Raw genomic sequence first — 26,101 nt, 5'->3', positions numbered from 1 at the left:
AGCCCGAACGGAGTGAGGGCGTGGCAGGTCGGATCCGGGACGAGGACATCGCCGCCGTCCGTGAGCGGTCCCCGATCGACGACGTCATCGGCGAGCACGTGCAGCTGCGCAACGCCGGCGGCGGCAACCTGAAGGGCATCTGCCCCTTCCACGACGAGAAGTCGGCGTCGTTCAACGTCACGCCGGCCAAGGGCCTGTTCCACTGTTTCGGCTGCCAGGCGGGCGGCGACGTCATCAAGTTCGTCCAGGACATCGAGCACATCGACTTCAGCGAGGCCATCGAGAAGCTGGCCGCCCGCGCCGGCGTGCAGCTGCGCTACGTCGAGGGTTCGGGGCCCGGCCCGGGGCGGTCGCACGGCCAGCGCACACGTCTGCTGGAGGCGCACGCCGCGGCCGCCGACTTCTACCGCGAGCAGCTGACCAGCCCCGAGGCCGAGCCGGCCCGCGAGTTCCTGAAGAGCCGCGGTTTCGACGCGATGGCGGCGGCCCGGTTCGGCTGCGGGTACGCGCCGTCCGGGTGGGACGCGCTGACCCGGCACCTGCTGGCCCGCAAGTTCTCCGCCCAGGAGCTGACCCTCGCCGGGTTGTCGCGAGAGGGCGGCCGCAGCGGGCTGATCGACCGGTTCCACCGCCGCCTGCTGTGGCCGATCCGCGAGATCGGCGGCGACGTCGTCGGCTTCGGTGCGCGGCGGATCTTCGACGACGACCGCATCGAGGCGAAGTACCTCAACACCCCCGAGACGCCGATCTACAAGAAGAGCCAGCTGCTCTACAGCGCCGACCTCGCCAAGAAGGACATCGCCCGCAAGCACCAGGCCGTCATCGTCGAGGGCTACACCGACGTCATGGCCTGCCACCTGGCGGGCGTGGGCACCGCGGTCGCCACCTGCGGCACCGCCTTCGGTACCGAGCACGTGTCGGTGCTGCGTCGCCTGCTCATGGACTCCGACTCCACCGGTGAGGTGATCTTCACCTTCGACGGCGACTCGGCAGGCATGAAGGCCGCCGAGCGGGCCTTCGTCGACGACCAGAAGTTCGTGGCCCAGACCTTCGTGGCCATCGAGGACACGGGCATGGACCCGTGCGAGCTGCGGATCGCCAACGGCGACACCGCGGTGCGCGACCTCGTCGCCCGCCGCGTGCCCCTCGTCGAGTTCATGCTCCGCGCGACGACCCGGCGCTTCGATCTCGACACCGCCGAGGGGCAGACGGCCGCCCTGGACCGCGCGATCCCGATGGTGGCCCAGATCAAGGACCATGCGCTGCGCGACGAGTACGCGCGGCGGCTCGCCGGGCTGGTCGGCTTCGACGACCCGATGCGGGTGGTCACGCGCGTCCGCGGCCTGATCCGGTCGACCGACAAGCGGGGCGCGCCTGTGGCCGCGGCGCCTGCGCCGGCCGCCGAGTCCGAGCGCGTCAAGGTCGACGAGTCGGTCGCGGCGGTCGAGCGCGAGGTGCTCAAGATCGCCCTGCAGCTGCCGGCCGTGGCCGGGCCGGAGTTCGACGCGCTGACCCCTGAGGCGTTCCTCGTCGACGCGCACCGGCAGGTCTCGAAGGCCGTCATCGCGGCGGGCGGCACGGCCGCCGGGCTCAGCGGGCCGGCCTGGACGGAGGCCATCGAGGCGCACCTGCCCGACGAGCGCGTCCGCAGCGGCATCCGCGCGCTGACCGTGCAGCCGCTGCGGTCGGGCACCGAGGCCCAGGTGCGGTACGCCGCGTCGATGCTTGCCCGCCTGCACGAGATCGTCGCCGTCCGCCAGATCGCGGCCGTGAAATCCAAGCTGCAGCGCATCAACCCGCAGGAACAGCCGGACCGGCACGCCCAGCTGTTCGGCGAGCTCATCGCCCTGGAGTCCTACCGCCGCAATCTGCTCGAGCGCGCGATCGGAGACAGCTGATGGCGCTGCTGTCCCGCCTGTCCCGTCGCGAGAAGCCACCGGCGTCGGTGCTGTCGACGCTCGACGAGGACGAGCGGGTGCTGGCCTGGGCCGACACCGACCAGGGCTCCGTCGTCGTGGCCACGAACGTCGGGTTGCGCTGGCCGTTCCGCGACGGGCCCCGCCGCGTGCCGTGGCAGCAGGTCGACAAGGTCGTGTGGCGCGACAACGTCCTGGCGCTCACCGAGGCCGACGTCGTCGACGACGACCTGCTCGTCGACCGGCCCACCGTCTACGCCACCATCACCGTGCCGCGCGACCTGCCGCCGACCATCCGCAAGCGGGTCGAGGCCAACATCGTCCGCACCGAGCTGCTGGCCGTGTCCGGGGGAGCAGTGCGCTTCGTGTCGCGCCGTCGTCCGGGGCAGGACGGCGCGTTCTGGTTCGCGCGTCTCGAGCCGGGGACGCGCGCCACCGACGAGGTGCTGGCCGCGGTGCGCGCCCGGTTGGCGCGCCTGCGCGAGGCCGACGCCGAACAGGGCCGCTGAGGCGACCCTTCGTGCGCTCGACGGTATGTCGACGGGCGGGCCAGGGCCCGCGCGTCTGCATACCGTTGGAGGCCGGGCGCGGGGCTAGGAGCCGCGAGGCCCGTTCCGCCGTCCGTGCATGTTCTGCCGGGCGTGCTCCAGCTGTCCCTCGACGACGCCGGCCGTGGCCTGCACCGTCTGGCTGCCGGCGACGCGGCGGGCGATGCGCACGATGTCGTCGTAGCGCTCGCGGCCGGCACGGGCCCCCAGCATGTAGCCGATCGCGGCGTATACGAGGTTGGACATTCTCACCGCGGTTCCTCCTGCCGGCCGGTCATCACACCCTAGCCGGGGCCCGGTATCCCGGCGGCAGCGAGGCGCTGCCGTGCGTTATTCTCGAGCGGTTGCCCGACGCCGGGTGACGAGCGGTGATCCCCCGTAGCTCAATTGGCAGAGCATTCGACTGTTAATCGAAGGGTTACTGGTTCGAGTCCAGTCGGGGGAGCTGAAGGGCCCGGGTTCCGGGCCCTTCATGCTTTCCCGGACCTCGCGAGACATGCCTGGTCATCTATGCGCTTGGCCTGTTCCTAACTGGGCTTAAGTGATCTTTGAGATTCACATGACCCGCGCCTGAGCTGCTCGGGGCGAGGCTGTCTCTGACCGGACCTCCATACCGGCCCAGAACACAGGGGTTCCATGAGCAGCGCCACGCCCGTGCATGGGCAGATGTCGACGTCCGCATCCGACGACCAGGCCGACGAACTGCTGAAACCCGACCCCGCGGCGCACCGTGCGGCCCGGTGGACCAAGCGAGTGGTCGTGGCCCGGCCGTTGGTCAGCGTCGTCGTCCTGGTTGTCGTTGCCGCAGTTGTGTCGGCGTTCGTGTTCACGGGTGGTTCCAGCAGCCCCGCAGCAGGAGGCGCGCGGACTACTACCAGCCTGTCCACGGTGGGCACGGGCACGGTCAAGGCGTCGGTGTCGACGTCCGGCACCTTCGCCGCCGCCGACACCGATGACGTCAGCTTCGGCTCCGACGCGAAGGTCACCTCGGTGAAGGTGGCAATTGGGGACAAGGTCACGAAGGGTGAGGTCCTAGGCACGATCGCGACGGTCACGCTGAAGTCGACGCTGGCGCAAGCCAAGGCGGGGCTGGCCACCGCGAAGTCGACACTGGCGACAGCAGAGGACAGCTCGACGACGACCGCTGCTCAGCTGGCGGCCGACAGAGCGTCGGTGACCAGCGCCAAGAGCGCGGTCACCGACGCCGGGACCGCGCTCGACAATGCCATTCTCACCTCGCCCATCGCGGGAACGGTCGCAGCGGTCAACGTCGAGACAGGGGACGTAGCCTCCGGGTCCAGCTCGTCGGCCACGGACAGCTCGGGCAGCTCCAACACCGGCTCCGGCGGCAGCGGCTCGTCCGGCGGATCCGGCGGCTCGGGCTCCACGGGCGGAACAGGCGGCAGCGGGTCGACCACGGGGGAGGCGGGTGGCACGACAAGCTCATCGACGACGTCCGGTGACTTCGTCATCGTCGGCGGCAGATCCTGGACGGTGTCGGCCAGCGTGGACGACACCGAGGTCGGGCTCATCGCCAAGGGTGACCAGGCCCAGATCACCACCGACAACGTCACCGGCACCGTCTTCGGCACCGTGTCCTCGGTGGCGGTGCTGTCCTCGGGTTCGTCCACCTCATCATCGGCGAGCTACCCGGTGACCATCGCGGTCACGGGGTCGCCCACCGGGTTGCACGACGGCGCCTCGGCGACGGCGTCGATCATCTACAAACAGGTCGTCAACGTGCCGACCGTCCCCACCACCGCAGTCCACACCGCGGGAACGACGAGCTTCGTCTACCTCGACAAGTCGGGTACGAAGACCAAGCAGACCGTGAAGACGGGACTGAGCTCCGGCGGCACGACCCAGATCGTGTCGGGCCTGAGCTCCGGGCAGCGGGTCTACGTCACCACCGTCAGGCGGACCACTGGCGCGGGAACCGGCAACAGGTCGACTACGCGGTTCGGCAGGACGGGCGGCTACTTCGGTGGCGGCACCGGTGGGTTCCCGGGTGGCGGCACCGGGGGATTCCCGGCCGGCGGCGCCGGTGGTGCACCCGGGGGCGGACGGTGACGGGCGAGGCGATCATCTCGCTGCGCGAGGTGTGCAAGCTCTACCGCACCGGCGTCATCGAGTTCGAGGCGCTGCGCGGGGTCTCGCTGGACGTCGAGGCGGGGGAGTACGTCGCCATCGTCGGCCCGTCCGGCTCCGGCAAATCGACGCTGATGAACATCCTGGGCTGCCTCGACGTCGCGTCCAGCGGCTCCTACCGGCTGGCCGGCGACGACGTCGCCGAGATGGACGAGGAGGAGCTCGCCGACATCCGCAACCAGCGCATCGGGTTCGTGTTCCAGCAGTTCAACCTGTTGCCGTCGCTGAGCGCCGTGCGCAACGTCGAGCTCCCGCTCGTCTACGCCGGTGTCGGTCGGGACGAGCGGCGCGAGCGTGCTGCCGCAGCCCTGGCCCGCGTCGGGCTCGCCGATCGCGTCGACCACCGCCCCGGTGAGCTGTCCGGTGGACAGCAGCAGCGCGTCGCGGTGGCCCGGGCGCTGGTGACCGAGCCGGCGATGATCCTGGCCGACGAGCCGACCGGCAACCTGGACTCCCACTCCACCGCCGACGTGCTCGACCTGCTCGACGAGCTGTGCGCCACCGGACGCACGATCGTGCTGATCACGCACGAGAACGCGGTCGCCGACCGGGCCCGGCGCACCGTGCGGGTCTTCGACGGCGCACTCGAGGAAGGCACGCTGTCCGGCGCGGTGACGGCATGAACTGGTCCGACACGGCACGCACCGGGCTGCAGGCCCTGCGCGCGCACCGGCTGCGCTCGGCGCTGACCGTGCTGGGCATCCTCATCGGCATCGCCACCGTCGTGTTGTCGGTCGGGCTCGGGCAAGGCTCCCGATCGTCGGTCAACGCCTCGATCAGCGCGCTGGGCAGCAACCTGCTGGTCGTCTCGCCCGGCAGCACCACCAGCTCGAGCGGCGTCCGCGGTGGGCAAGGATCGGCGTCGACGCTGACCGTCGCCGACGCCGACGCCCTCGAGTCCACGACGGCGGCGCCGGACATCAAGGCCATCGCACCGACCGTGTCGAGCTCGCTCGAGCTGGAGAACGGCAGCACGAACTGGACGACCACCGTGGTCGGATCCACAACGGCCTGGCGCTCGGTGCGGGCGCGGTCACTGTCCAGCGGCACGTTCTTCACCCGCGCCGACGAGTCAGCGGCAGCGACAAAGGTCGTTCTGGGCTCGGAGACCGCGTCGGAGCTGTTCGGAAACCCAAACTTCGCGCTCGGGCAGACCCTGACGATCGACGACACCACCTTCACGGTCCTCGGCGTGCTGAAGTCGGCCGGCTCGGACTCCTCCAGCAACCTCGACGACACCGCCGTCGTGCCGCTCAGTACCTATTCCCAACGGCTGTCGTCCGGAGCCACCCGCAGCATGCTGTCGACGGTCTACGTCAGCGCACGCTCGAACTCGACGATCTCCGCGGCCTACCAAGAGATCGACGCCATCCTCCTGGCGCGACACTCGATCAGCACCCCCAGTAGCGCGGACTTCACCATCGCGACGCAGGCCTCGCTGCTGTCGACCGCCAGCAGCGTCAACGACACCCTCGACGTCCTGCTCATCGGCGTCGCCATCCTGTCGCTGCTCGTCGGCGGCATCGGTGTCATGAACATCATGCTCGTGTCGGTGTCCGAACGGACCCGTGAGATCGGCCTGCGCAAGGCGTTGGGCGCCACGCCGATCCTCATCCGCCGGCAGTTCCTCGTCGAGGCCTCCGTGCTCGGCCTGCTCGGCGGAGTGCTGGGCGCCGCGCTCGGCATCGGCGGCGCCAGAATCATTCCGCACTTCATCTCCAACACCATCACCATCTCCGGCACCGCGGTCGTCGGCTCCATCGCAATCGCCGTGGCCATCGGATTGATCTTCGGCGTCTACCCGGCCACCCGCGCCGCCCGGCTCGCACCGATCGACGCCCTGCGCAGCGACTGACCCGCGCACCGCGCCGATCTCACCTCGTCCGCGCACCTGCTCTGCACCACCAGCGAAATGGGAATCTCGATGAAGCACCTCACCTCGCCCGCCCGCGTAGTCCTGGCCGGAACCGCGGTACTCGCCGCCGCCGCCCTCGCTGCGTGCGGCAGCTCCGGCAGCTCCGGCAGCACGGCAAGCTCTGCCGCCCCCGCCGCCGGGTCTTCGGCCGGAACCGGTGCCGCAGGTGCGCCGACGGGACGCGGGGCAGGATCCGCCGCGTCCGGCGAGATCGCCGCCCGTAGCGGATCCACTCTGCAGGTGCAGAACACCTCGGAACAGACCGCTGTCATGTACGCGGCATCGACGAAGTTCACCCTGACCGCGGCGACCAACGCCGCGGCCGTCAAGGTCGGCTCGTGCGTCTCCGTGACCAGCTCGGCCGCTGGGTCGACACCGGCTTCGGCCTCGGGGTCGGGCGCATCCACCTCGACCACGGCTCCGGTCGCGGCTTCGACCGTTCGGGTGAGCGCGACGAAGAACGGCACCTGTTCTGCCGGGTTCAGCGGCGGTGGACCCCGCACCGGCGGCATCCGACGGAGCGGAGCACCGTCGGGCATGTCGACCAACCGCCCGTCGGGCGCGCCGGGCGGGGCTCGCGGGAACCGGGGTGCCTTCGGAGGATTTGTCTTCGGCAAGGTCACGAAGGTCAGCGGCACCACGGTGACCGTGCAACAGTCGCGCCGCGCCGCCGCAGGCGCGGCGGCCAGTACGGTCTTACGGACCGTCACCTTGAGCTCGAGCACGATGTACACCACTGAGGTGAGCTCAACCAGCTCGGCAGCGAAGGTCGGGCTCTGTGCCGTCGTGCAGGGCAAGACCGCGACCAGCGGCGCCGTGACCGCCACGTCCATCGCGCTCAGTCAGAAGACGAACGGTGCCTGCACGGTCGGTGGCTTCGGCGGCCGTCCGGGTGGGGCGAACCCGGGCGGATCCAAATGACGACGACCCGCGAGGCCGTCCGTGCCCGGCGGCGGCAGCGTCGCCGACGCAAGGCGATCGCGACCGGCGCCGCCGTCGTGGTCGTTGCCGGTGGAGCAGGAACCGCCTACGCCATGAGCGGCTCACACGGGCCCCGTTACCGCCTGGCCACAGTCACCACCGGATCCGTCAGTCAGGTCGTCGGTGCCGACGGAACGCTGGCCGCCTCACGCGTCGCTGACGCATCCTTCGCCGTCTCCGGAACGGTGGGCTCCGTTGCCGTTGCCGTGGGCGACCGGGTGCGGGCAGGCCAGACTCTCGCCACGATGGACAAGACCTCACTGAGCTCCGCAGTGGCGAGTGCCCAGAACGCGCTGGCGCAGGCCAAGGAGACGTTGACGGACGACGAGGACGGCACAAGCACCTCGAACGCATCCGGCACCCCGACCACGACTGGAATCGGATCGGCAACAGGCGGCACGACGAGCACCGGAAGCACGACGGTCACGACGAGGTCCGCGGTGACTCGCGCCGGCGATGCCACCGCCGCGGTATTCACCGCGGCACGCTCGTCGACCACCCCATCGCCCGGGCCGAAGGCCGGCACGGCTGCACCGGCCGGCGGCAGCTCCACGATGTCGTCTGCAGCAGCCAAGGTCACCGCCGCAGCAAAGGCGCTCGCCGGCGCTCTCAACAGCGAGCTGGACACCGTCGCGACCCAGTGCGCAGCCACGACAAGCTCCAGCACCAGCACGGTGAACGCAGCTGCCGATGCCGACGGCACCATCAGTGGCTCGACCGGGGCGGACACCACCTCGGTGTCTGCAGGCGGCCAGCAGGTCACACCTGGGCCGAGTGGCTCGTGGACGCTCACGGGGCTCACCCAGGGCAAGACCTACACCGTGACCATCGCCGCGCAGCGGTCTGCGGTCGACCCCACCACATGCTCGGCTGCCGTCGACGACGCTCGCGACAGCTCCAGCGATGTCGCGGCAGCACTGACCGCGTTCAACTCGGCAGTGACTGCCCTGCAAGAAGCCGCGAGGGCCAGCGGCTCCGGCACGGGCGCCACGGGCACCGGCTCCGGCACCGGCGGCACGGGCACCGGCTCCGGCACGGGCGGCTCGAGGACCGGCTCGGGTTCGAAGACCGGCTCGGGCACCGGTTCCGGGTCCACCTCGGGTGGATCCGGCACCTCCCGGTCGACGCAGCGCGGCACGACGGCGGGATCGGGATCGGCCAGATCCAGCAGCAGCGGCAACTCCGCAACAGGCGCGAGCGGCTCGACCACGGTTGCTGTCACGAGCGAGAAACTTGCGGCAGACGTCGCGGCCGTCGCGGCCGCCAAGGCCGCAGTCGCCGTGGCGCAAAACCAATTGACGAGCGCCGCGCTGACCTCGCCGGTCACCGGCACGGTGGCGTCGGTCGGCTTGAGCAAGGGCTCGACTGTCAGCGCCGGCTCGAGCAACGACACGATCCAGGTCGTGGGTGACGGCCCGCTGTCGGTGCAGCTCGCCATTCCGCTGTCCGCCATTAACCTGATCAAGGTCGGGCAGAGCGCTCACATCACCGTCGACGGGCGCACCTCCGCCCTACCGGCCCGTGTCACGTACGTGGGGCTGCTCAACTCCTCGAGCAGCACCGGCTCGTCGTCGACGTACACCGTCACCGTCGAGCTGGCCAACGCGACGACCGGTCTATACGACGGCGAGGGCGCGCAGGTGTCCGTCGATGTGGGCACAGCCTCCAACGCGCTCGTCGTCCCGCTGTCGGCCCTGCACACGACCGGCACCCGGCACACGGTCAATCTGTACCGTGGCGGCACCTCCGCCCAGACCGCTGTCACGGTCGGCGTTGTCGGCGCGACGAGCGTGCAGGTCAAGACGGGCCTCGCGTCGGGTCAGCAGGTCGTGCTGGCAGATACGTCGGAAGCCACCCCGACCAGCACCACGACCTCGAACCGAGGCGCGTTCGAGGGCGGCAGCTTCGGCACAGGTCCAAGGGGTCGCTGACACGACCGGCCGCATCGCTTGCCCCGGCACCTCCCAACGGTCGCTTCGCAAAGTCGTTCTCGACTACACACGCGACCCGAGGACCTCTGCGTAGGACACAAGAATCTGGCGCTTTTACCGCGGCGAAAGCTTCGAGCGATTGGCGCGAACATGAAAGCGGCGGGTAGTAATGGCTAGCGGCGGGCGAGCACGACCAGGTATCGGCACGGCGCGTCACTGCGGTTGAGGTAGGCGCCGGGTCGCGGCGTGCTGAGTTCCAAGCAGTCGCCGGCCGCCAGCTCGTGCTCAGTGTCGTCGTCGCGAAACACAAGATGTCCGTCCAGCACCCAGATCTGGTGGTGCGCGTGGAGGTAGGACTCCACTGGGAATGCGACCTCGGCGCCGGCGGGCAGTTCGACTTCGACCAGCTCGAGCGGTCCGCCGGTGTTGGGTGACACCGCGCGGCGGACGTAGCCGGTGCCGGGGTCGGTCCAGACGGCCTGGGCGGCGCGCCGCGCGACCCGTCCCGTGTCGCCTTCGGCTCGCGCCAACAGCTGCGACAGCGACCAGCCCAGCGCACCGGACAACCGGCCGAGCAGCACCGCGGTGGGCTGCGCCTCACCCCGTTCGATCTTGCCGATCATGGCTCGCGAGACGCCGGCTCGCTCGGCCAGCGTAGCCACTGACCACCCTTGTGAAGCGCGAGCGTGGTGCAGGGTGGCGGCGATCGCCGAGCCAAGGGTGTCGTCCACGCCTGTCACTATAGTGCTCTTGTGCCTATGATAATGACGTGACGTCGATCCGATCCGCCGTTGAGACGGACGCGGCCGCATGCGCCGCGATCTACGCACCCTACGTCCGCGAGACCGCCATCACCTTCGAGCTGACGCCGCCGGACGCCGCCGAGTTCGCAGAGCGCATCGCAACCGCGCAGCGCACCCACGCCTGGCTCGTGGCCGAGCGCGACGACACTGTGGTCGGTTATGCCTACGGCGGGCCGTACAAGAGCCGCGCGGCGTACCGCTGGGCGTGCGAGGTCAGCGTCTATCTCGAGCCCGGCTTGCGTCGCAGCGGCGTCGGACGTGCGCTGTACCAGGCGCTGTTCGAGCGGCTTGTCGCACGGGGTTATCGAACCGCGGCAGCCGGCATGACGCTGCCCAACCCGGCGAGCGAGGGGCTGCATCGATCGATGGGCTTCGAGCCGGTTGGGGTCTTCCGCGAGATCGGGTGGAAACACGACCGCTGGCACGACGTCGCCTGGACGCAGCGTCGGTTAATGGGCGTACCAGGGACGCCGGCGGAGCCAATCTAGTGCCCATCTATACCAATAGCTGTCGGTTGATGGCCGACCCGCTGCAGGGCGGCCTCGAGCCCTCGACCAGCGCAAGCATTCGGTCCTGCCCACGTCGCCTGCCGTCCCGCAGGGGACACGCTTTCGGCCCGCGGTGATCATCTTGGCCGCCTACGTCAGGTGAGCGCCCATGGCCCCGGGCCTGTCGCCAACACGGCGAGCCAGGAGTTTGCAGCCGGGGGCAGATCAGCCAGTGAGCTTGAGGAGGCGGTCGACGTCAATGGCGGCGCGTCGTCCATTCGCGGTCTCGACCCGGGCCAGAAACGGGTTGAACAGTCCGACGAAAGTGCCCCGTCGCTGGCTGCGCCGCAGCGTCGGCGTCAAAATCTCGACCGTGTCGCCAGGCTCGAAATCGTCCGGCCTCCAAGTCACCCCCTGAGTCTGGGCCAGCTCGCCCAACTGAGCCGTCATGTCCGGCGCGTGTCGCTGGTCTGACCCGCAGATAATGCGGTTCAGCGGCTCGCTAGTCGTTCAGAGTGCTCGCTCTAGACTTCGACCAGACGCAACCACATGCGCAAGATCGGCCCGACATCCGGTTAGCCGACGATCGCGATAGCCTCGATCTCGACCAGGAGTTGGGGGTTGAACAGCGCCTGCACGCCGATGATCGTGATGGGTGGCATGGGTTTGGCAACACCCTCGCACTCCTGGGCCCGACCGACGCCGTCGAGCACGGCATCCCACTTGTCCAGCCGCCAGTCAGGTATGTAGCAGGTGAGTCGCGCGATGTCTTTGGCCTCGCCGCCGCCACCTTGAATGCCGATGACGACGTAGCGAAGTGCGGCGTACACCTGCCCGGCCAGGTCATCAGCCTCCACGATGCCCTCAGGTGACGTGGCGGTCTGCCCGGCAAGGAACAGCAGGCGCGACCCCGTGCCAATCGCGAGCGGCGCATAGTCGGTCTGGCGAAGCAGACCTTCGGGGTGACTGAGCTCGACGGCCATGACTTCTCTTTCCTCGGCGGGCTGACGCGCCAAGTCTGGTCCGGTCGCGTCCCGGATGTCGATAGCAGTGGTTGGGAGGCGCGCAGCCAGGTCAGTCCCGCGAGGCGGTCGACTTGCGGCAACTGAGGGCTCGGATGTCGCGCTGCTGCACCAACCAGTGACGATCGTGGCGCGATTGTGCGAGCATCGAGTCATGGCAAACGAGCCCGTGGACCTCGCCGAGAAGCTGTCGATGTTCTCTGAGCACTGGTCACCCAAGGTGGTAGCCCGGCTCAACGACTACGAGGTCAAGGTGGTCAAAGTCCGGGGTGAGTTCGTGTGGCACACCCATGACGACACCGACGAGCTCTTTCTCGTGATCGGCGGCGAGCTTACGATTCAACTGCGCGACGGCGACGTGAGGCTTTGTCCGGGCCAGTTATTTGTCGTCCCACGTGGGGTCGAGCACTGTCCGATCGCGGACGGCGAGGTGCAGGCGTTGCTGATCGAACCCATCGGAGTCGTGAACACCGGCGATTCCGGCGGCGCTCTCACCGCCGCCTACGACGACTCGCTGGCCTAGCTGTACTGACCGGGGACGATGGTCGAGGTCCGTGGTGGCCGCATTGGGGGTGACTCAGTACTGCTGCTGGGGGAGAACGGCGAGGCCTCGTGCAACGAGTGGTCGCCCAGGACGACGGACGCGGCGTCCGAGTCGGGCTGATCCCCGCCGGGCATCTTTTCGCGACCGCAACGTCCCTCAAGGTCGCCGAGAGCCTCCCGGGCCTCACCGCACCGCTCAACGGCACGCAACGCAATGCACTGCGCATCATCATGGAGGCGATGCTGGCGAGACAACCCAAACCGACGTCGAGTCGAATCTTGATGCCGGCGAGTTACCTGCGGCCCATTAGCCGACCCGTTGACGAGACGTCGACGCCCTAATCCCCGGATTGACGTGCGCCTGTCCCGGCTGGAGTCCCTCAATTCCGTAAGACACGCCCGGGTCGTCGCCGGTCAGGGTCACCCCAATGCGACACCTAGGGAACGATCCGCGCGCCGCATGGGCGTAAGCCAAAGACGCGCCTACCGACGGGTATGGCGCGGATGCCTGAGTCAGGAAGTCCTTGGGGCTGTGTCCGCTCGTCTGTGTCGGCGTCAGCCGCCGCGGATCCGGGCGATCTCGGCGCGAGCGAAGCGGACGCGGCTTGTGTCCTCGTCACCGTCGTGGGCGAGGGCGGCAGCCAGTTCCTCGCCCGCGGCCACCAGGTGCTTTCCCGCGTGCTTGGCGCGGTGACCGTGGAAAGTCTTCCGGTAGGCCTTTCGGTCCTTCCGCCGCCAGGCGGCGATGCCGTCGACTTCGGTGGGGCTGAGGGTGCCGTTGTCGATCTCGGGGCGCAGCACCGCTTCGATCCAGCCGCTGGCCTCACGTTCGACGCTGACGAGCACCCAACGGACGGTGAGCAGCGACAGAGCGATCGAGACGGCGTAGTTGATGAACAGTGCTGCCGCGGCGGGCATGACGGGGTAGAGGTAGGAACCGCCGAGGTCCCACGTGCCGTGAAACACCATGGCCAGCACCATCAGGCTCACGCCGCGCAGGCGGTGGTGCGAGCCGTCCCGATCGAGCAGCCAGATCAGCCCGGCGCAATAGATCGCGCTGTACATGGCGTGGGAGAAGAATCCCGACCCGGCTCGCAGCACGATGATGTGCAGGGCCTGCCCGACCTGGTTGGTGCCGAACTGCGCGGACCCGCTCTGGAACGCGTAGAGGATGTCCTCGCTGATCTGAAAGCCCAGGCCGATGAATGCGCCGAGGATGAAGCCGTCGAAGGGGGTGCGCACGATGTGCGGGGCCAGGCCGATGAGCAGGATCAGGCCCAGCATCTTCGCCGTTTCCTCGGTGAACGGGGCGGCCAGGCCGGGTCCGTAGTTCCTCACGAACGACTGTCCGAACAGCTTCCCGTAGATGCTCAGCAGCGCGTCGTTGGCGCGGATCGCGATCCAGAACGTGGCGGCGGCGAACCCCCAGACGAACGCGGTGAGCGCAGCGCGGTGCGGCACGATCGCCAGCCGGTTCAGGTGGTTCAGGTAGAGCCACCACGGGATCCCGTACAGGGCGCAGCCGACGATGCCGATCGTCAACGCCGTGGAGTACACCGCCGCGGTCGGCTGGATGAAACTGAGGGCCACGCCGACGCCGCCCACCCAACCCAGCAGGAGCACGTACCAGCAGAGGTTGCGTGGCTGCGTGAGGCGGAACGGCATTCCCCACCCCGAGTGGGTCAGCGCCTTGTCGCGTTCACGACGAGCGTCCACCGCCGGGGCCGCCGAGCTCACGACGACGACGTCGCGACGGACCGCAGCATGGTCTGCACGTCGGCGCGTACCGACGACAGCCCGTTGTTCGGGCCGGTGATCTTGAAGGTGAGCCCGATCCGGGTTCTGACATTCATGAGGTCGCCGCTGGGGATGACGAACGCGGCCAGCTGCCCGTCATGCGCCGAGTTCGTGTATTGCTCGGTCACCCCGGTACGCCCGTCGGCGGTCGTGATCGACGCCGGGTCGCCGGTCACCCGGAAACCGGACCCGTCACTCTTGCGCAGGTTGTCGTTCAACCGATCGACCAACGCGTCGGCCGACCCGTCGAACTCACCGGACTGGACCACGATCTGAGCGCCATTGTTCGCGAGGACGGCGTTGCCTTCGGTCGCTGATGGCGGGACACCGGGCCGGTCGCTCGTACGGAAGCCCTGGGTGAGAGCCCAGCCGGTCGGTGGGACGAAGGTGAGCCCGTCGCCCAGGTTGATGACGTCGCCGGCCTTCGTCTCGTCGGTCCACGAGATCGAGTTGTCGATCGCGGGAAGGACGCCGGCCAACAGCACGACAACGGCGAGCACGAACAGCGCCGGCCGCAGCGCGCGCTTGTCCAGCCCCAGCCATCGCGCATCGACCGGCACGCGGTACGGATCCGGTTTCGCGGCCACCAGCGAGGAATCGGTCGTCATCGACAGGCCTTTCGGGTTCGCCCCCGGAATGGGTCGAACTCTAGGGGACTCATACGCCGGCGGCCAGGGTGCTCAACCGGTGTGATCTTCAGGCCACCCGTCCCTGAGTCGGTATCGACGGCGATGGAGAGCTCGTCAGACTGGTCATCGTTTTCGTGGCAGGCAGTCACGGACAACATCGATCACCGCGAAGCGAGACGCAGACGCAGCGGCGCGGCTGGTCAGCCCAGCACGCGCTTGATGCGCCCACGCGACGTGCTGTCCTCGCCGAGCGGGACGAGTTCGGTTGCCTTGCCCAGCCCGAACGGCGGCATGTTGGCGTAGATCGATTCGTACTCCCCGGCGCGAACCAGGTAGGTCTCGTGCCAGATGCCGGTACGGCCGCTCTTCTGCACGCGCCGCCAATACGTCCGCCACGGCGCGAGATGTGGATCGTCCTGGTCGCGGGCGAACACCTCGAGCTGCTCGTAGCTGCGCCAGTACTGCACGATCACCGGCAGCCCCATCTGGAAGCCGAGCAGTCCCTTCTCGGGATGCTCGGTCAGATACGTCAGCATGTGGCCCATGCCGCGCCGGCCGCCGACGTCCCGGGCCGACCGGATCGGATGCCGCCACGAGGGGCGAAACCCGATCAGGAACACCACGAAGTCACCCTCGATCCTTGCGGTGTGCCGTCCCTGCCGAACTGATGTCATGGCGCCAGCGTCCCACTCCAGCCTTGTGAGAGGGTGAGATTCAGTTGATCGTGACGGCGGTGCCGGTGGTCTCGTGCGCGGCCGCGCGGGTTCTCTGGGCTCGAAACAAGAGCCCGTACGCTCTTATGCAACATTGGCGTTCGGACCATCGAGGTTATGAATGGTGCCATCACCGCCCAGCGGGGGCCTGCCGGCGAGCACACCGCTGGGCGCCGTCGCTGACGAGGCCTTGGACCGGATTGCGGCCCTTGTCCGGAAAGTGCTCCACGTTCCGGTAGGGCTGGTCAGCTTGGTGGATCGCGACGGACAGGTGTTTCCCGGCCAAGCTGGTCTGCCGTCGCCGTGGCGCGACACCCGCTGTACTCCCTTGACGCACTCGTTCTGCCAGTACGTCGTGCGAAGCGGTGAGCCGCTGGTGGTCGCCGACGCCAGGCTGGATTCCCGTCTCCGGACGAATCTCGCGATCGTGGACATCAACGTCGTCGCCTATGCCGGCGTCCCGTTGGTGGACCAGAACGACGTGGTCGTCGGCTCGTTGTGCGCGATCGACACGCAACCGCGCGAATGGACCCAGGTCGAGGTGGACCTGCTCAGCGATCTGGCGGCGGCATGCTCGGCCGAGCTGCAGTTGCGCACCGCAGCCGTCATCGCGGCCGAGGCCGAGGTCTTGTCGGGTGCGCTGCTCGAACTGTCGGACACGCTGTCGGACACCCTGACCGTCGCGGAGATCTCGGTCGCGGTGTCGAAGCTGTCGACGGGGCGGTTGGGTGCCGCGTTCGGCGGAATCACCGTGTTCGACCCGTTGCGCAAGACGCTCACCTACGTCGATCTCGGTGCCCTGCCGCCGTCGGCGCATCAGCGGTACGCCGTGCTCGAGCTGACGGACGAGATGCCCTCAGCCGTAGCCGCGCGTACACGGACACCCCTGTTCTTCGAGAGCGCTGCACAGATGGAGCCGCAGTTCCCCGATCCCGCCCGAGCCCTGCGCGATGCGGGCGCTGAAGCAGCTGTCTACCTGCCGCTGGTGGTCGGCGACCGGGTCGTCGGCACGGTCGGGATCCTCTGGTCCGAGGCGCGGACCTTCGGCGACGCCGATCGGTCGTTGTTGCTGGGGCTGACCAGATACACCGCACAGGCCGTCGACAGGGCAATGCTGCTGCGAGACCGTCGCGACGTCGCGGCAACCCTCCAGGCGGCGATGCTGTCCGACCTGCCGGTCGCCCCTGGCGCGACCCTGGCGGCGCGTTATTTGCCGGCCCGCCGCGCTGACGCGGTCGGCGGAGATTGGTACGACGCGTTCGCGCTCGCGGGTCGACCGCTGGTTGTGTCCGTTGGTGACGTCGAAGGGCACGACACCGAAGCGGCGGCTGTCATGGGTCAGATCCGATCGATGCTGCGCGCCCTGACCAGCACCAGCCCGACCGATCCTGCCGCGGTGTTCGAGGCCCTCGATGACGTCATGACGGCTCTACCCCTCGGGCGTCTTGCCACCGGCATTCTCGCCGCCGTGTCGCGTCAAGACAGCGGAGCCGTGCTGTCGTGGACGTCCGCCGGCCACCCTCCACCGCTGATCATCACCCCCGATCGACCAGCCCAGTACTTGTTCGACCCACCTGACCGCCCGCTGGGAGTGGGCCTCAGACCTGTCGGTCGTCACGTCCACGAGCATCTGCTGACGCACGGGTCCACGATGTTGCTCTACACCGACGGCCTGATCGAGCGTCGCGACGCCGATCTGCAGTTCGACGCGCTCCTCGAAGCCGCCGAGCGGCACGCAGACCTCGAACTCGGCGAGATGATCGACGCCGTCATCGCCGACCTGCTTGTCGACGCCAGTGACGACGACGTGGTGCTGTTCGCGCTGCGCGTTTCGACCCGTCACGACCACCCGTCCTAGAGCGTCGCGGCCGGCGACGGGTCCCGTCCTGCGCCGGATGCGGCGTCGACCGGCTGTGCCCAACCCTCAGTTCGTGTTGTCGAGGATCAGTCGAGTCGCTTCGTCCGGCGCGTCCCACTGCGGGAAGTGACCGCACCGCTCGAACCAGTGCAGCACGGCGTCGGGGAACAGCTCCGTTGCGCGTGCGGCCTGTCTCGGCACGGTCACCAGGTCACGACGGCCCCAACCGATCGTGACCCGGCCGGGTGCTGTGCCGGCCGGGGCTCCCTCCTGCTTGGGTCCCTTGGTCAGGGCGTCCATGGCCGCGCCGGTTGCGGGGGAGTCGGCCAGCCCACGAACGTCCGGCAGCACGGTCTCGCCCGACAGCGCCCAGGGCCGTGCCGAGAACTGCGCGAGCAGCGCGGTTCTTCCCACGCGGCTGCCGAGCAGCGCCGGCAGCCTGCCTCGCAGCGCGCGGACCAGAGCGATCGACGGCCGCAGCGTGGCGCCGAAGACGGCGACCTCGAGGTCGGTCCAGAACCCGCCCGGGTCCAACGCCACGGTGTCGCCGCCGATGCCCCGCCGCGCGAGCTCGAGCACGATGCGACCGCCCATGGACTGGCCGGCGGTCGAGACCCTCTCCCAACCCTGTTCGCGGATGAAGTCCTGGACGGAGTCGGTCAGGGTGGCGATGGAGACCTCGCGGGTCAACTTCGGCGTCTCGCCGAATCCCGGCAGGTCGACGGCCCACACCTCACGGTGCTCGGCCAGGGCATCGAGGACCGGGGACCACGACTGCCACCCAGCGCCCAGACCGTGTACGAGCAACAGCGGGCTGCCGCTCCCCCGTCTTACGTAGTTCAACGTCATAGCGGCAGAAGTACCCCGATCGCCACGCGCGCATCCTGCTCCGGACGTCCGAGACGGCGGTAGTGCCTGGTCAGCGGCGCACCGAATAGCGCAGGTGCAGCACGCGGTCACCCTGGATCACGACGTCGGGGTCATCGAGCAGGCGCTGCCTCCGGGCCGGGCCGAAGTAGGGCTTGCCCCCACCGAGGACCACGGGCACGACGTCCATGGCAACCTGGTCGACGAGACCGAGATCGAAGGCCTGGCCGCCGACGTCTCCTGCACAGAGTGCGACCACCCCGTCCTGAGCGCGGCGTCTCGCTTCCTCGATCGCCGCGGCCACGTCGTCGAAGAACGGCACGTCCGCCTCGGGGTGCCAGCCCTCCGGCTTGGGCCTGTGCGATACCACCAGCAGGTGCTCACCGGCGGGCGGGTGGGCGTCCCATCCGTTGGTCAGGTCGAACAGGTGTCGTCCTTGCACCGTGGCCCTGATGCTGGCCCAGAACGGCTGTACGTAGAGAAGTGATGCCGACGAGACCCGGAAGTCGGGATGCTGCCCCGCCGAAGCGGCAACCAGGGGCTGATCGCCGTTGAAGTACCAGTCGAACAGCGGCCCGACGTCGTCGTTCGGGCCGGCGATGTAGCCGTCCAGCGACATCACCGCCTGCATGACCACGATGCTCATGTGTCCTCCCGCTTCAGCCTCCGCCGCACGTCCGTTGTGAACAGTCCTACGTGGACGGGACTGTCGACGGAGGACGACCGTAGGTCACCGCGTCACGGATTGCTGCAGGGACGTTCGCGGCGAGCTGTGCGTCCGGCTGGGCGCCCAGCGCGTCGTTGACCGTCGAGAAGGCAAGACGGAACCCGACGAACATCGTCGCCTCGGCAATCGCTCGGTCGTCCAACCCGGCGGCGCGTAATCGCTCGGCATCGGCCGCAGTCGTCGTGTTCGGGTCGCGCACCACCTTGCTCGCCCAGGCACTCAGGGCACGTGACCGCTCGTCCAACTGCTCGTCGCTTCCGAGAATCAGGTCAGCGACGGTTGTGTCGTCGAGCAGTTCGGCGAGCCGGGCACCCCAGGCCAGGGAACAGTAGGAGTCACCGCGGGCCGCGGCGGTGCTCACGACCAGCACGGCGCGGTCGAGAGCGGTCAGGGACCACCTCTCCTGGAGCTGATCGCGGAGCACGGTGAACCCACTGAACACATCCGGTCGCCAACTCCACACCCGCGTGAGGTTGTCGACGTAACCGCTCTCGTGCCGGTCCGCGTCGTAGACGCGCTCCCGCTCGTCGCTGCGCGGAGCTTCCCGTACGAGCACGACTACCTCCAGACGCCCGAGGCGGTTGCCGGCCTGGGCAGCAGCCATCGTCCACCCGCCGGCATCCGGTTAGCTACCCCCTCGCCCGGCGTCTCCAGGTCCGCCGAACAGACGAACAACGTCACGCGGGTGGCGGCACGGTGATGCCCACGGCGGCGTTCTCCTCCGGCGACGCGAGCCAGTGCCCGTGCCGTTCGGCCTCGGCGACGAAGGCGGCCACGACCTCGGGGGCCGGAGGTGCGAGTGGCTGCTCCCAGGTATCGATCGGACGGCCGGTGTCCTCGAAGAAGCGCAGGAGGTGCAGGGACGTGATGATCAACGTGGTGACCGGCTCGGCGCCGGCGTTGCGCAGTGCATGGCGGGCGTTGGGCGGCACGTGCCATACGTCGCCCTGTTCCGCGGTCCGCCAGACGGGCCGGCCGCTGACGTCGAAGGCCAGGCCCTCGAGAGCACCGTCGAGGACGTAGAACGTCTCCGGATCGTCGTGGCTGTGCATGGGCACGAACTCACCCGGACCGATGACGCCGCGCAACAGTCCCGGTGCGCTGGGTGGGGCTGCTCGCTCGGTCATGACTTCATCGATAGGGAGAAACTGGTGGATGCGAGGTGACGAACCGGAGATCCAAGGGGGACGTGGTGCGAGCGATCACGCTGCATCAGCGACGCAGAAGACTTGTCGCGCGGCACCGGCTGGCGGGCGACGCCGCGGATCCGGGCCAGGTGGTCCGCGCGCTGGTGGCTCTGCACGCCACCGATCCTGCGTCGGTCTACCTGTCCGTGCTGGCGCGCAGCCGGAGCTCGACGCTGGACGATGTGGCACGCGCCATGTACGAATCGCGCACGCTCGTGCGGTGGATGGCGATGCGTCGGACGCTGTTCGTCGTTGCCCGCGACGACGTGCCCGTCGTGCACGCAGCAGCCGGCATCACGGTGGCCCGCGCCCTGCGCACCCAACTGATGAACCGGGTGAACCGGGCAGGCACCGAACCGGCGATCACTCAGGACGCCGCGCTGTGGCTCTCCGATGTCGGCGACGCCGCAGTGGAGGCGTTACGGGTGCGGGGGAGCGCGACGGGCACGCAGCTCGGCGCCGACGAACCACGGCTGCGCACCACCATCAGACCTCGAACACCGTCCGAGACAGCACAGAACCTGACCACCAGCCTGCTCACCGTGCTCGGCGCCGAGGGCCGCATCGTCCGCGGCGACCCCGTCGGCGCCTGGACCAGTCGGCTGCACCGGTGGGAACCGATCGAGTCGCGGTGGCCGGTCGGGTTGCCGTTCGTCGACCAGGACGACGCCCGCCGCACGCTGGCGCGACGTTGGCTCGAGCGTTTCGGCCCGGCCACCATCGACGACCTGCAGTGGTGGACGGGCTGGAGCAAGACCGTGACCGCCCAGGCGTTGACCGGTCTGGCCGTGGAAGAGGTCGACCTGCACGGCCGTCCCGGTATCGCGCTCGCCGACGACGATGTGGGTGACCCGGACGACGCCCCGCCGGTCGCTGCGCTGCTGCCGGCACTCGACCCGACCCCGATGGGCTGGAAGCACCGGGACTGGTTGTTCGACATGGATCCACGCCAGGTCTTCGACAGGTCGGGCAACATCGGCCCGACCGTGTGGTGGGACGGGCGCATCATCGGCTCCTGGGCCGTCGTACCCAGCGGCGAGATCCGCACGGCGCTCGTTGCGGATCACGGCGCGGCCGCTCAGCACGCGGTACGCACGGCGGCAGCGTCCCTGCACACCCGACTGGACGGCAGCGTCGTCACCCCAGCCGTCCGCACCCCGCTCGAACGAACCCTCAGCCGCGGTAGCTCGAACTGAAGGTGGCGCCGTGGGGCAGGGGTGCGGCCCGGACGGTCGGCCGACGTGTCGACGCCGTACAGCGCAGCTGTGCACAGCTCGCATCTCTCGGTCGTGCCCCCGACCATTCGCGCGGTCCCCACTTGCGTGTGCGATACCCAGGCGGACCCGTGGGTAGGTCTGCGGGGGTGCCGAACTCAGGCACGATCCGCCTACTAGAGGACATGCGTTGCCAGCAGAAGCAAGAGACCTGACCGGAACAGTCGTCGCGATCACCGGTGCGAGCGCCGGTATCGGTGAGGCGTCGGCCCGACTGCTCGTCGAGTCCGGTGCACGCGTCGTGCTGCAGGCCCGCCGTGCGGAACGGCTCGAGGCCCTGGTGGCCGAACTCGGCGCCGACAACGTGGCGACGGTCACCGGCGACGTCCGCGACCCTGCTGCGGCCACCGCGCTGGTGCGGCTCGCTAACGACACCTTCGGACGCCTGGACAGCGTTGTCCTCAACGCGGGGATCGGCATGTACGGCGGCATCCTCGACCGCTCGGACGACGACCTGACGACCATGATGCGCACGAACGTCGAGGGCACCGTGTGGGGTGCCCGGTCGGCCGTGCAGGCGTTCCGTGAGTCGGCCACCGGCGGGGACGTCGTCATCGTCGCGTCCGTGGCCGGACTTCGGGGCGGCGCCGACGAGGCGGTCTACGCGGCGACGAAGTTCGCGCAGGTCGGCTTCGCCGGTGCGCTGGACCGCGAGGTGCGCACCGACGGCATCCGCGTGACGGCGATCTGCCCGGCGGGGGTGGAGACCGAATTCGCGATCGGTGCGGGCCGCACCGAGGGCGACCCGAGCCTGGCCGACTACCTGCGCCCGGAAGACGTGGCACACGCGGTCGTCACCGTGCTGGCGCAGCCGCGACGACTGCGCACGACGCAGTGGCAGATGTGGAGCATGGGCCAGGGCAGCTGAGTTGCTCACGTCATCGCACGATCGGAAGGAACAATCATGAGTGTCAAACTGGCCGTCATCTACTACTCCGCCACCGGCACCATCCACGGCATGGCGAAGCGCATCGTGGCTGCGGGCGAGGCCGCCGGCGCCGAGGTGCGCCTGCGACAGGTCGAGGAGATCGCGCCGCCGCAGGCCGTGGCGTCCAACAACACGTGGAGCCAGCACGTCGAGGACACGAAGGACGAGCCGAAGGCCACCGCGGACGACATCCTCTGGGCCGACGCTGTGCTGTTCGGCACGCCCACCCGGTTCGGCAACGTGACCAGCCAGCTCAAGCAGTTCATGGACGGTCTCGGCCCGCAGTGGGGTCAGGGTCAGCTGGCCGACAAGGTGTACGCGGGGTTCACCGCGACGCAGACCGCGCACGGCGGCCAGGAGTCGACGTTGCTCGCGCTCTACAACTCGATCTACCACTTCGGCGGCATCATCGTCCCGCCCGGGTACACCGACCCGCTCAAGTTCGCCGACGGCAACCCCTACGGCGTCTCGCACGTGACCGGGGCCGACAACGACGCCCCGCTGACCGACGTCGAATTCGCGGCGCTGGACCACCTGGCGAATCGCGTGATCACGATTGCCGGCCGACTGACCGCCTGATCCGGCGGACCGTGACGGCCGCGTGAGCGGCTACCGGTGATCTCGGCGTGCCGGTAACCGTCGGGGTCAGCCGGATTCGATGTCAGCCTGGATGCGGTCGAGCAGCAGGTCGAGACCGGCCGCGAACTCCGCTTCGAACCTGTCCTCCGTCAGGCCCGCGCGGAGACGATGGATGACCGGGTAGACCTCTGCGTCGACATCGCCGGACACGTCGATGACCTCGACGGGGGTGTCGGCGTCGGCCAACGCCTCACGGGATTCGGTGGTCCGGGTCGGAGTGAACGACCCGGGCACCGGGTCCGCCGGATCGACGGCGTCGTGGGATTCACTTCCGTCGCCAGACTGGAACGAGCCGTCACCGGGCTTGGGGTCGGCGATGGCCATCGCGCTGGTCTCGAGCAACAAGTAGCCGAGCAGGAAGCTGTTGAAACTGCGGTAGGTGAAAAGGATCTGCTCGTCCTTGAAGCCGGCCGCAGCGAGACTGTCGAGCATGGCCTCGATCCAACGCAGGGAGCGCAGCGGGGGATTGACCCACGGTGCCGCTGTCGGCCTGGTCGCGACGAGCGGGAAGGCGTGCGGGTGCGCGCGTCCGTAGCGGCGAACGCCCCAGGCCAGGCTCGTCAGGTAGGCGCGCCAGCCGACCTCGGACGCGGAGGCCAGGACCTGCGGGTCGTTGCCGAGCTCGTTGACGACGCGTTCGACGACCTCGTCGAACAGTTGCTCACGGCTCTCGACGTGCCGGTAGAGCGACATCGCCTGCACGCCGAGACGCTGGGCCACGGTCCGCATGGAGGCGGCAGCGATGCCCTGTTCGTCGATCAGCCCGAGCGTCTCGGTGACGATGCGTTCCAGAGTGAGGACCGGGCGACGTCGGCCGCCGGCTGAACCACTGCTCAACCGGTGCACCTCCGTCGCGACTCTGTCCGATGGTAGCCCGCGGCCAGGGCACCGTGCTCTCGCATCCGTCCGGCTTTCTCGGGTTACTCCCGATGAAGCCCGGGTATACGCCGTACGCAGGCCGGGAAGGGTTCGTAGCCATCGAACGTCGTTTCGGACCGGCAGTGACATGACTGGCATGGGGAGGCCAGCGACTGCCTCGCCTGACCCTCGGTCAACCAGTACCGGACGCCTCGCACGAGGCCTGTTCGTGCTGCCCACGACTCATCCCGCTCCACCCTCCAGACAGGAATCACGTATGACGAACGCCCAGAACCTGCAAGAGCTCATCGGTTCGACCGCTATCGACTCCGACGGCGACAAGATCGGCAAGATCGGGGGCGTCTACCTCGACGACCAGAGCGGCGAGCCGGTGTGGGTCACCGTGTCCACCGGCCTGTTCGGTAGCAAGGAGAGCTTCGCACCCCTGTACGGGTCGCAGCGTGACGGTGAGAACCTGCGCCTCGCGGTGGACAAGGCCAAGGTGAAGGACGCCCCCAACGTCGACGTGGACGGGCACCTCGAGGAGTCCGACAACGACGCGCTGTACGAGTACTACGGCAACGACAGCGGCCGCTCGGGCTACGTCAGCAACGGCGACGCGCAGGACCACGATGTCCAGGACCGGAACGTTCAGGATCGCAACGTGGGCAGCCAGAACGACACCTTCGCCTCCGACCCGAACGTCAAGGCACGGGGACACGACACGTCCGGCCCGAACACCGACGACGCGATGACCCGCTCCGAGGAGCGCCTGCACGTCGGCACCGAGAACGTCGAGACCGGCCGGGCTCGCCTGCGCAAGTACATCGTCACCGAGGACGTCACCAAGACGGTCCCCGTGAGCCACGAGGAGCTGCGGGTCGAGCGCGAGCCGATCACCGACGGCAACGTCGGCAACGCCACCTCAGGTGCGGACCTCAGCGAGGAGGAGCACGAGGTGACCCTGCACGCCGAGCAGGCCGTGGTCAGCAAGGAGACCGTCCCGGTCGAGCGCGTCCGCCTCGGCAGCGAGACCGTCACCGAGGAGCAGACCGTGACCGAGCAGGTCAGCAAGGAACAGATCGACGAGCCCACCGCCGACGGCGGCCCGGCTACACGCTGATCGAACGGCGCCACCGGCAGTACTGCCGGTGGCGCCTTCGTGCGTTCCCACCGGCTGATCCACAGCCACCCGAACCTGTATTGGAGCAACGATGACCGCATCCTCAGCGCCTGGGTCGATCGACCCGAACGAGGCGAAAGAGACCGCGAAACAGACCAAGGACGCCGCAGCCGGCGTCGCGCAACACGGCAAACAGGCCGCACAGGACGTCGCCCAGACCGGCAAGCAGGCGGCCCAGGACGTTGCCGCGCAGACGAAGGACCAGGCCGGCGATTTGCTGGGCAAGACCCGCGAGCAGCTGACCGAGCAGGCTCAGGTCCAGCAGAGCACGCTCGTCGACACGCTGCGCTCGCTCGCCGACCAGCTCGGCTCGATGACCCAGCACACCGACGAGTCCGGCGCAGCCGTGGATTTCGTGAAGCAGGCCGGAGACCGTGCCCGCAACTCAGCCGACTGGCTGAACCAGCGCGAGCCCAACGAGGTCCTCGACGAGGCCCGTCGCTTCGGACGTGAGCGTCCGGGCGCCTTCCTGCTGGCCTCTGCACTGGCCGGCGTGGCCGCCGGTCGCTTGACCCGTGGCGTCGTCGCCGAACACACCGACGGCGGTTCGATCAAGGACGCGGTCGCCGACGCGACCGGTCCCGCGGATGACGCGACGCGCGCTACGCCGCCGCCCGTCGGCTCCCGTCCGGCGCCCGCTCCGCTCGGGGGCACCCCGCGTCACGAGGCCGCTGCCAACCACCGCGTCGACGGGCGGTACACCTCATGACCGCCGTGCGCGAGGAGGTCCAGAACCTCGGCTCGGATCTCGCCCCGTCCCAGCAGGAGAAGGACGCCGTGCGCGGTTTCGTCTCGGACGTGACCCGCGACCTGAAGACCCTCGTGCAGCAGGAGGTGGCCCTGGCCAAGGCCGAGGTCACCGGTGAGGTCAGCAAGGTCGGCAAGGGTGCCGGCATGATGGCCGGGGCCGCGTTCGCCGCGCTGATGATGATCATCTTTCTGTCCCTGGCGTTGTGGTGGGGTCTGGCCAACGTCATGGACCAGAGCTGGGCCGCGCTGATCGTTGCCGGCGTCTGGGCCCTGTTGGCCGCCGTGCTGGCCGTGATCGGCCGTGGCGTCCTGAAGTCGATCAGCCTGAAACCCGAACGAACCATCAATTCGCTGAAGCAGATTCCCAGTGCCCTCCAGGGCCGATGAGGAGACCGA

Annotated in this window: 29 protein-coding genes, 1 tRNA gene and 1 pseudogene; 17 read left to right on the top strand and 14 right to left on the bottom strand. The window is 69.0% G+C overall.

All coding sequences use genetic code 11. The features are described from left to right. Window positions 1-20: 20 nt before the first annotated feature. Window positions 21-1,898: a DNA primase gene (dnaG, locus tag ACFFCA_RS11380; protein WP_375484817.1), complete on the top strand. Its 1,878-nt coding sequence runs from the start codon at window positions 21-23 to the stop codon at window positions 1,896-1,898. Next, window positions 1,898-2,425: a hypothetical protein gene (locus ACFFCA_RS11375; protein WP_375484815.1), complete on the top strand. Its 528-nt coding sequence runs from the start codon at window positions 1,898-1,900 to the stop codon at window positions 2,423-2,425. The genes dnaG and ACFFCA_RS11375 overlap by 1 nt, the downstream gene beginning before the upstream one ends. A gap of 84 nt (window positions 2,426-2,509) precedes the next feature. Here ACFFCA_RS11375 and ACFFCA_RS11370 read toward each other — a convergent pair whose 3' ends face one another. Further along, window positions 2,510-2,710 carry a hypothetical protein gene (locus ACFFCA_RS11370; RefSeq protein WP_375484813.1) on the bottom strand — a complete coding sequence of 67 codons (201 nt, stop codon included), beginning with the start codon at window positions 2,708-2,710 and terminating at the stop codon, window positions 2,510-2,512. A 126-nt stretch (window positions 2,711-2,836) separates the two neighbouring features. Here ACFFCA_RS11370 and ACFFCA_RS11365 point away from each other — a divergent pair. The 4 genes from ACFFCA_RS11365 (at window position 2,837) to ACFFCA_RS11350 (ending at window position 6,467) form a co-directional block, all read left to right on the top strand. Continuing rightward, window positions 2,837-2,909, top strand: a tRNA-Asn gene (locus tag ACFFCA_RS11365). A gap of 191 nt (window positions 2,910-3,100) precedes the next feature. Beyond that, window positions 3,101-4,534, top strand: a complete 1,434-nt coding sequence (locus tag ACFFCA_RS11360) for an efflux RND transporter periplasmic adaptor subunit (RefSeq protein WP_375484811.1) — start codon at window positions 3,101-3,103, stop codon at window positions 4,532-4,534. Further along, window positions 4,531-5,235, top strand: coding sequence for an ABC transporter ATP-binding protein (locus tag ACFFCA_RS11355; protein ID WP_375484809.1), 705 nt, complete (start codon window positions 4,531-4,533; stop codon window positions 5,233-5,235). Before ACFFCA_RS11360 ends, ACFFCA_RS11355 begins: the two co-directional genes overlap by 4 nt. After that, window positions 5,232-6,467 (top strand): ABC transporter permease, encoded by a 1,236-nt coding sequence (locus tag ACFFCA_RS11350; protein WP_375484807.1) that lies wholly within the window; start codon window positions 5,232-5,234, stop codon window positions 6,465-6,467. Before ACFFCA_RS11355 ends, ACFFCA_RS11350 begins: the two co-directional genes overlap by 4 nt. On the opposite strand, the gene ACFFCA_RS11345 is transcribed toward ACFFCA_RS11350, so the two are convergent. Beyond that, complete coding sequence (locus ACFFCA_RS11345; protein WP_375484805.1) at window positions 6,410-7,360, bottom strand: hypothetical protein; 951 nt, start codon at window positions 7,358-7,360, stop codon at window positions 6,410-6,412. The genes ACFFCA_RS11350 and ACFFCA_RS11345 overlap by 58 nt on opposite strands. Before the next feature lie 84 nt (window positions 7,361-7,444). On the opposite strand from ACFFCA_RS11345, the pseudogene ACFFCA_RS11340 reads away from it, so the two are divergent. Beyond that, window positions 7,445-7,744: pseudogene (locus tag ACFFCA_RS11340) on the top strand (RND transporter); the annotation flags it as partial. A gap of 578 nt (window positions 7,745-8,322) precedes the next feature. Here the strand turns inward: ACFFCA_RS11340 and ACFFCA_RS11335 are convergent. Further along, a complete protein-coding gene (locus tag ACFFCA_RS11335; RefSeq protein WP_375484880.1) occupies window positions 8,323-8,901 on the bottom strand; it encodes a hypothetical protein in 579 nt (192 codons plus the stop codon). Between ACFFCA_RS11335 and ACFFCA_RS11330 the strand changes: the two genes are divergently transcribed. Then, the gene (locus ACFFCA_RS11330; RefSeq protein ID WP_375484876.1) at window positions 8,789-9,439 is read left to right on the top strand and encodes an efflux RND transporter periplasmic adaptor subunit; all 651 of its coding nucleotides are present in this window, start codon (window positions 8,789-8,791) and stop codon (window positions 9,437-9,439) included. The two genes, ACFFCA_RS11335 and ACFFCA_RS11330, sit on opposite strands and share 113 nt — an antisense overlap. A gap of 173 nt (window positions 9,440-9,612) precedes the next feature. Here the strand turns inward: ACFFCA_RS11330 and ACFFCA_RS11325 are convergent, their stop codons facing one another. Further along, window positions 9,613-10,170, bottom strand: coding sequence for a helix-turn-helix domain-containing protein (locus ACFFCA_RS11325; protein WP_375484803.1), 558 nt, complete (start codon window positions 10,168-10,170; stop codon window positions 9,613-9,615). 38 nt (window positions 10,171-10,208) lie between these two features. Here ACFFCA_RS11325 and ACFFCA_RS11320 point away from each other — a divergent pair, with 38 nt between their 5' ends. Continuing rightward, entirely contained in the window at window positions 10,209-10,730 is a 522-nt protein-coding gene (locus tag ACFFCA_RS11320; protein WP_375484801.1) for a GNAT family N-acetyltransferase, read from the top strand. Between the two features lie 225 nt (window positions 10,731-10,955). Here the strand turns inward: ACFFCA_RS11320 and ACFFCA_RS11315 are convergent, their stop codons facing one another. Together ACFFCA_RS11315 and ACFFCA_RS11310 are read right to left on the bottom strand one after the other, a co-directional pair. Continuing rightward, window positions 10,956-11,180 (bottom strand): hypothetical protein, encoded by a 225-nt coding sequence (locus ACFFCA_RS11315; RefSeq protein WP_375484799.1) that lies wholly within the window; start codon window positions 11,178-11,180, stop codon window positions 10,956-10,958. A 125-nt stretch (window positions 11,181-11,305) separates the two neighbouring features. After that, window positions 11,306-11,713 (bottom strand): RidA family protein, encoded by a 408-nt coding sequence (locus ACFFCA_RS11310; protein ID WP_375484797.1) that lies wholly within the window; start codon window positions 11,711-11,713, stop codon window positions 11,306-11,308. 193 nt (window positions 11,714-11,906) lie between these two features. On the opposite strand from ACFFCA_RS11310, the gene ACFFCA_RS11305 reads away from it, so the two are divergent. Then, complete coding sequence (locus tag ACFFCA_RS11305) at window positions 11,907-12,275, top strand: cupin domain-containing protein (RefSeq protein WP_375484795.1); 369 nt, start codon at window positions 11,907-11,909, stop codon at window positions 12,273-12,275. Between the two features lie 575 nt (window positions 12,276-12,850). Here ACFFCA_RS11305 and ACFFCA_RS11300 read toward each other — a convergent pair. From ACFFCA_RS11300 to ACFFCA_RS11290, 3 genes are all read right to left on the bottom strand, one after another. Next, a complete protein-coding gene (locus tag ACFFCA_RS11300; protein ID WP_375484793.1) occupies window positions 12,851-14,032 on the bottom strand; it encodes a PrsW family intramembrane metalloprotease in 1,182 nt (393 codons plus the stop codon). Then, entirely contained in the window at window positions 14,029-14,700 is a 672-nt protein-coding gene (locus ACFFCA_RS11295) for a hypothetical protein (RefSeq protein WP_375484791.1), read from the bottom strand. The genes ACFFCA_RS11300 and ACFFCA_RS11295 overlap by 4 nt, the downstream gene beginning before the upstream one ends. A 221-nt stretch (window positions 14,701-14,921) precedes the next feature. Continuing rightward, window positions 14,922-15,395, bottom strand: coding sequence for a DUF4188 domain-containing protein (locus tag ACFFCA_RS11290; protein WP_375484789.1), 474 nt, complete (start codon window positions 15,393-15,395; stop codon window positions 14,922-14,924). Window positions 15,396-15,624: 229 nt separating this feature from the next. On the opposite strand from ACFFCA_RS11290, the gene ACFFCA_RS11285 reads away from it, so the two are divergent. Continuing rightward, window positions 15,625-17,292, top strand: a complete 1,668-nt coding sequence (locus tag ACFFCA_RS11285) for a GAF domain-containing SpoIIE family protein phosphatase (RefSeq protein WP_375484787.1) — start codon at window positions 15,625-15,627, stop codon at window positions 17,290-17,292. Window positions 17,293-17,358: 66 nt separating this feature from the next. Here ACFFCA_RS11285 and ACFFCA_RS11280 read toward each other — a convergent pair whose 3' ends face one another. The 4 genes from ACFFCA_RS11280 to ACFFCA_RS11265 form a co-directional block, all read right to left on the bottom strand. Next, entirely contained in the window at window positions 17,359-18,141 is a 783-nt protein-coding gene (locus ACFFCA_RS11280) for an alpha/beta fold hydrolase (RefSeq protein ID WP_375484785.1), read from the bottom strand. Window positions 18,142-18,211: 70 nt separating this feature from the next. Continuing rightward, entirely contained in the window at window positions 18,212-18,805 is a 594-nt protein-coding gene (locus ACFFCA_RS11275) for a dihydrofolate reductase family protein (RefSeq protein WP_375484783.1), read from the bottom strand. Between the two features lie 46 nt (window positions 18,806-18,851). Beyond that, entirely contained in the window at window positions 18,852-19,490 is a 639-nt protein-coding gene (locus ACFFCA_RS11270; RefSeq protein ID WP_375484781.1) for a carboxymuconolactone decarboxylase family protein, read from the bottom strand. 73 nt (window positions 19,491-19,563) lie between these two features. Next, window positions 19,564-20,013 carry a cupin domain-containing protein gene (locus ACFFCA_RS11265; RefSeq protein ID WP_375484779.1) on the bottom strand — a complete coding sequence of 150 codons (450 nt, stop codon included), beginning with the start codon at window positions 20,011-20,013 and terminating at the stop codon, window positions 19,564-19,566. A 35-nt stretch (window positions 20,014-20,048) separates the two neighbouring features. Between ACFFCA_RS11265 and ACFFCA_RS11260 the strand changes: the two genes are divergently transcribed. The 3 genes from ACFFCA_RS11260 to wrbA all read left to right on the top strand — a co-directional run bounded on the left by ACFFCA_RS11260 (window position 20,049) and on the right by wrbA (window position 22,854). After that, window positions 20,049-21,269: a winged helix DNA-binding domain-containing protein gene (locus ACFFCA_RS11260; protein WP_375484777.1), complete on the top strand. Its 1,221-nt coding sequence runs from the start codon at window positions 20,049-20,051 to the stop codon at window positions 21,267-21,269. 208 nt (window positions 21,270-21,477) lie between these two features. After that, window positions 21,478-22,215, top strand: a complete 738-nt coding sequence (locus tag ACFFCA_RS11255; RefSeq protein ID WP_375484775.1) for an SDR family oxidoreductase — start codon at window positions 21,478-21,480, stop codon at window positions 22,213-22,215. A 33-nt stretch (window positions 22,216-22,248) separates the two neighbouring features. Beyond that, window positions 22,249-22,854 carry an NAD(P)H:quinone oxidoreductase gene (gene wrbA / locus ACFFCA_RS11250; RefSeq protein WP_375484874.1) on the top strand — a complete coding sequence of 202 codons (606 nt, stop codon included), beginning with the start codon at window positions 22,249-22,251 and terminating at the stop codon, window positions 22,852-22,854. A 66-nt stretch (window positions 22,855-22,920) separates the two neighbouring features. Here wrbA and ACFFCA_RS11245 read toward each other — a convergent pair whose 3' ends face one another. Continuing rightward, on the bottom strand, window positions 22,921-23,751 hold the full coding sequence (locus ACFFCA_RS11245; protein ID WP_375484773.1) for a TetR/AcrR family transcriptional regulator: 831 nt from the start codon (window positions 23,749-23,751) through the stop codon (window positions 22,921-22,923). A gap of 298 nt (window positions 23,752-24,049) precedes the next feature. Between ACFFCA_RS11245 and ACFFCA_RS11240 the strand changes: the two genes are divergently transcribed. The 3 genes from ACFFCA_RS11240 (at window position 24,050) to ACFFCA_RS11230 (ending at window position 26,092) form a co-directional block, all read left to right on the top strand. Then, window positions 24,050-24,895, top strand: a complete 846-nt coding sequence (locus tag ACFFCA_RS11240) for a DUF2382 domain-containing protein (RefSeq protein WP_375484771.1) — start codon at window positions 24,050-24,052, stop codon at window positions 24,893-24,895. A gap of 91 nt (window positions 24,896-24,986) precedes the next feature. Continuing rightward, window positions 24,987-25,664 (top strand): hypothetical protein, encoded by a 678-nt coding sequence (locus tag ACFFCA_RS11235; protein ID WP_375484769.1) that lies wholly within the window; start codon window positions 24,987-24,989, stop codon window positions 25,662-25,664. Then, the gene (locus tag ACFFCA_RS11230; RefSeq protein ID WP_375484767.1) at window positions 25,661-26,092 is read left to right on the top strand and encodes a phage holin family protein; all 432 of its coding nucleotides are present in this window, start codon (window positions 25,661-25,663) and stop codon (window positions 26,090-26,092) included. The genes ACFFCA_RS11235 and ACFFCA_RS11230 overlap by 4 nt, the downstream gene beginning before the upstream one ends. The last annotated feature ends 9 nt before the right edge of the window (window positions 26,093-26,101 follow it).

Source organism: uncultured Jatrophihabitans sp. (genome assembly GCF_964252635.1).
Classification (GTDB): Bacteria; Actinomycetota; Actinomycetes; order Mycobacteriales; family Jatrophihabitantaceae; genus Jatrophihabitans.
This window is presented reverse-complemented; position numbering and strand designations above follow the sequence as displayed.

What these genes read in the sequence shown, in the direction of transcription:
- ACFFCA_RS11230 (WP_375484767.1), top strand. Translation starts at nt 25,661, where the DNA reads ATGACCGCCGTGCGCGAGGAGGTCCAGAACCTCGGCTCGGATCTCGCC.
- ACFFCA_RS11375 (WP_375484815.1), top strand. Translation starts at nt 1,898, where the DNA reads ATGGCGCTGCTGTCCCGCCTGTCCCGTCGCGAGAAGCCACCGGCGTCG.
- ACFFCA_RS11295 (WP_375484791.1), bottom strand. Translation starts at nt 14,700, where the DNA reads ATGACGACCGATTCCTCGCTGGTGGCCGCGAAACCGGATCCGTACCGC.
- ACFFCA_RS11370 (WP_375484813.1), bottom strand. Translation starts at nt 2,710, where the DNA reads ATGTCCAACCTCGTATACGCCGCGATCGGCTACATGCTGGGGGCCCGT.
- ACFFCA_RS11240 (WP_375484771.1), top strand. Translation starts at nt 24,050, where the DNA reads ATGACGAACGCCCAGAACCTGCAAGAGCTCATCGGTTCGACCGCTATC.
- ACFFCA_RS11315 (WP_375484799.1), bottom strand. Translation starts at nt 11,180, where the DNA reads ATGACGGCTCAGTTGGGCGAGCTGGCCCAGACTCAGGGGGTGACTTGG.
- ACFFCA_RS11270 (WP_375484781.1), bottom strand. Translation starts at nt 19,490, where the DNA reads ATGGCTGCTGCCCAGGCCGGCAACCGCCTCGGGCGTCTGGAGGTAGTC.
- ACFFCA_RS11235 (WP_375484769.1), top strand. Translation starts at nt 24,987, where the DNA reads ATGACCGCATCCTCAGCGCCTGGGTCGATCGACCCGAACGAGGCGAAA.
- ACFFCA_RS11345 (WP_375484805.1), bottom strand. Translation starts at nt 7,360, where the DNA reads ATGGACGTGGCGGTCACGGCGCCGCTGGTCGCGGTCTTGCCCTGCACG.
- ACFFCA_RS11350 (WP_375484807.1), top strand. Translation starts at nt 5,232, where the DNA reads ATGAACTGGTCCGACACGGCACGCACCGGGCTGCAGGCCCTGCGCGCG.
- ACFFCA_RS11305 (WP_375484795.1), top strand. Translation starts at nt 11,907, where the DNA reads ATGGCAAACGAGCCCGTGGACCTCGCCGAGAAGCTGTCGATGTTCTCT.
- ACFFCA_RS11310 (WP_375484797.1), bottom strand. Translation starts at nt 11,713, where the DNA reads ATGGCCGTCGAGCTCAGTCACCCCGAAGGTCTGCTTCGCCAGACCGAC.
- ACFFCA_RS11275 (WP_375484783.1), bottom strand. Translation starts at nt 18,805, where the DNA reads ATGAGCATCGTGGTCATGCAGGCGGTGATGTCGCTGGACGGCTACATC.
- ACFFCA_RS11290 (WP_375484789.1), bottom strand. Translation starts at nt 15,395, where the DNA reads ATGACATCAGTTCGGCAGGGACGGCACACCGCAAGGATCGAGGGTGAC.
- ACFFCA_RS11360 (WP_375484811.1), top strand. Translation starts at nt 3,101, where the DNA reads ATGAGCAGCGCCACGCCCGTGCATGGGCAGATGTCGACGTCCGCATCC.
- ACFFCA_RS11265 (WP_375484779.1), bottom strand. Translation starts at nt 20,013, where the DNA reads ATGACCGAGCGAGCAGCCCCACCCAGCGCACCGGGACTGTTGCGCGGC.
- ACFFCA_RS11280 (WP_375484785.1), bottom strand. Translation starts at nt 18,141, where the DNA reads ATGACGTTGAACTACGTAAGACGGGGGAGCGGCAGCCCGCTGTTGCTC.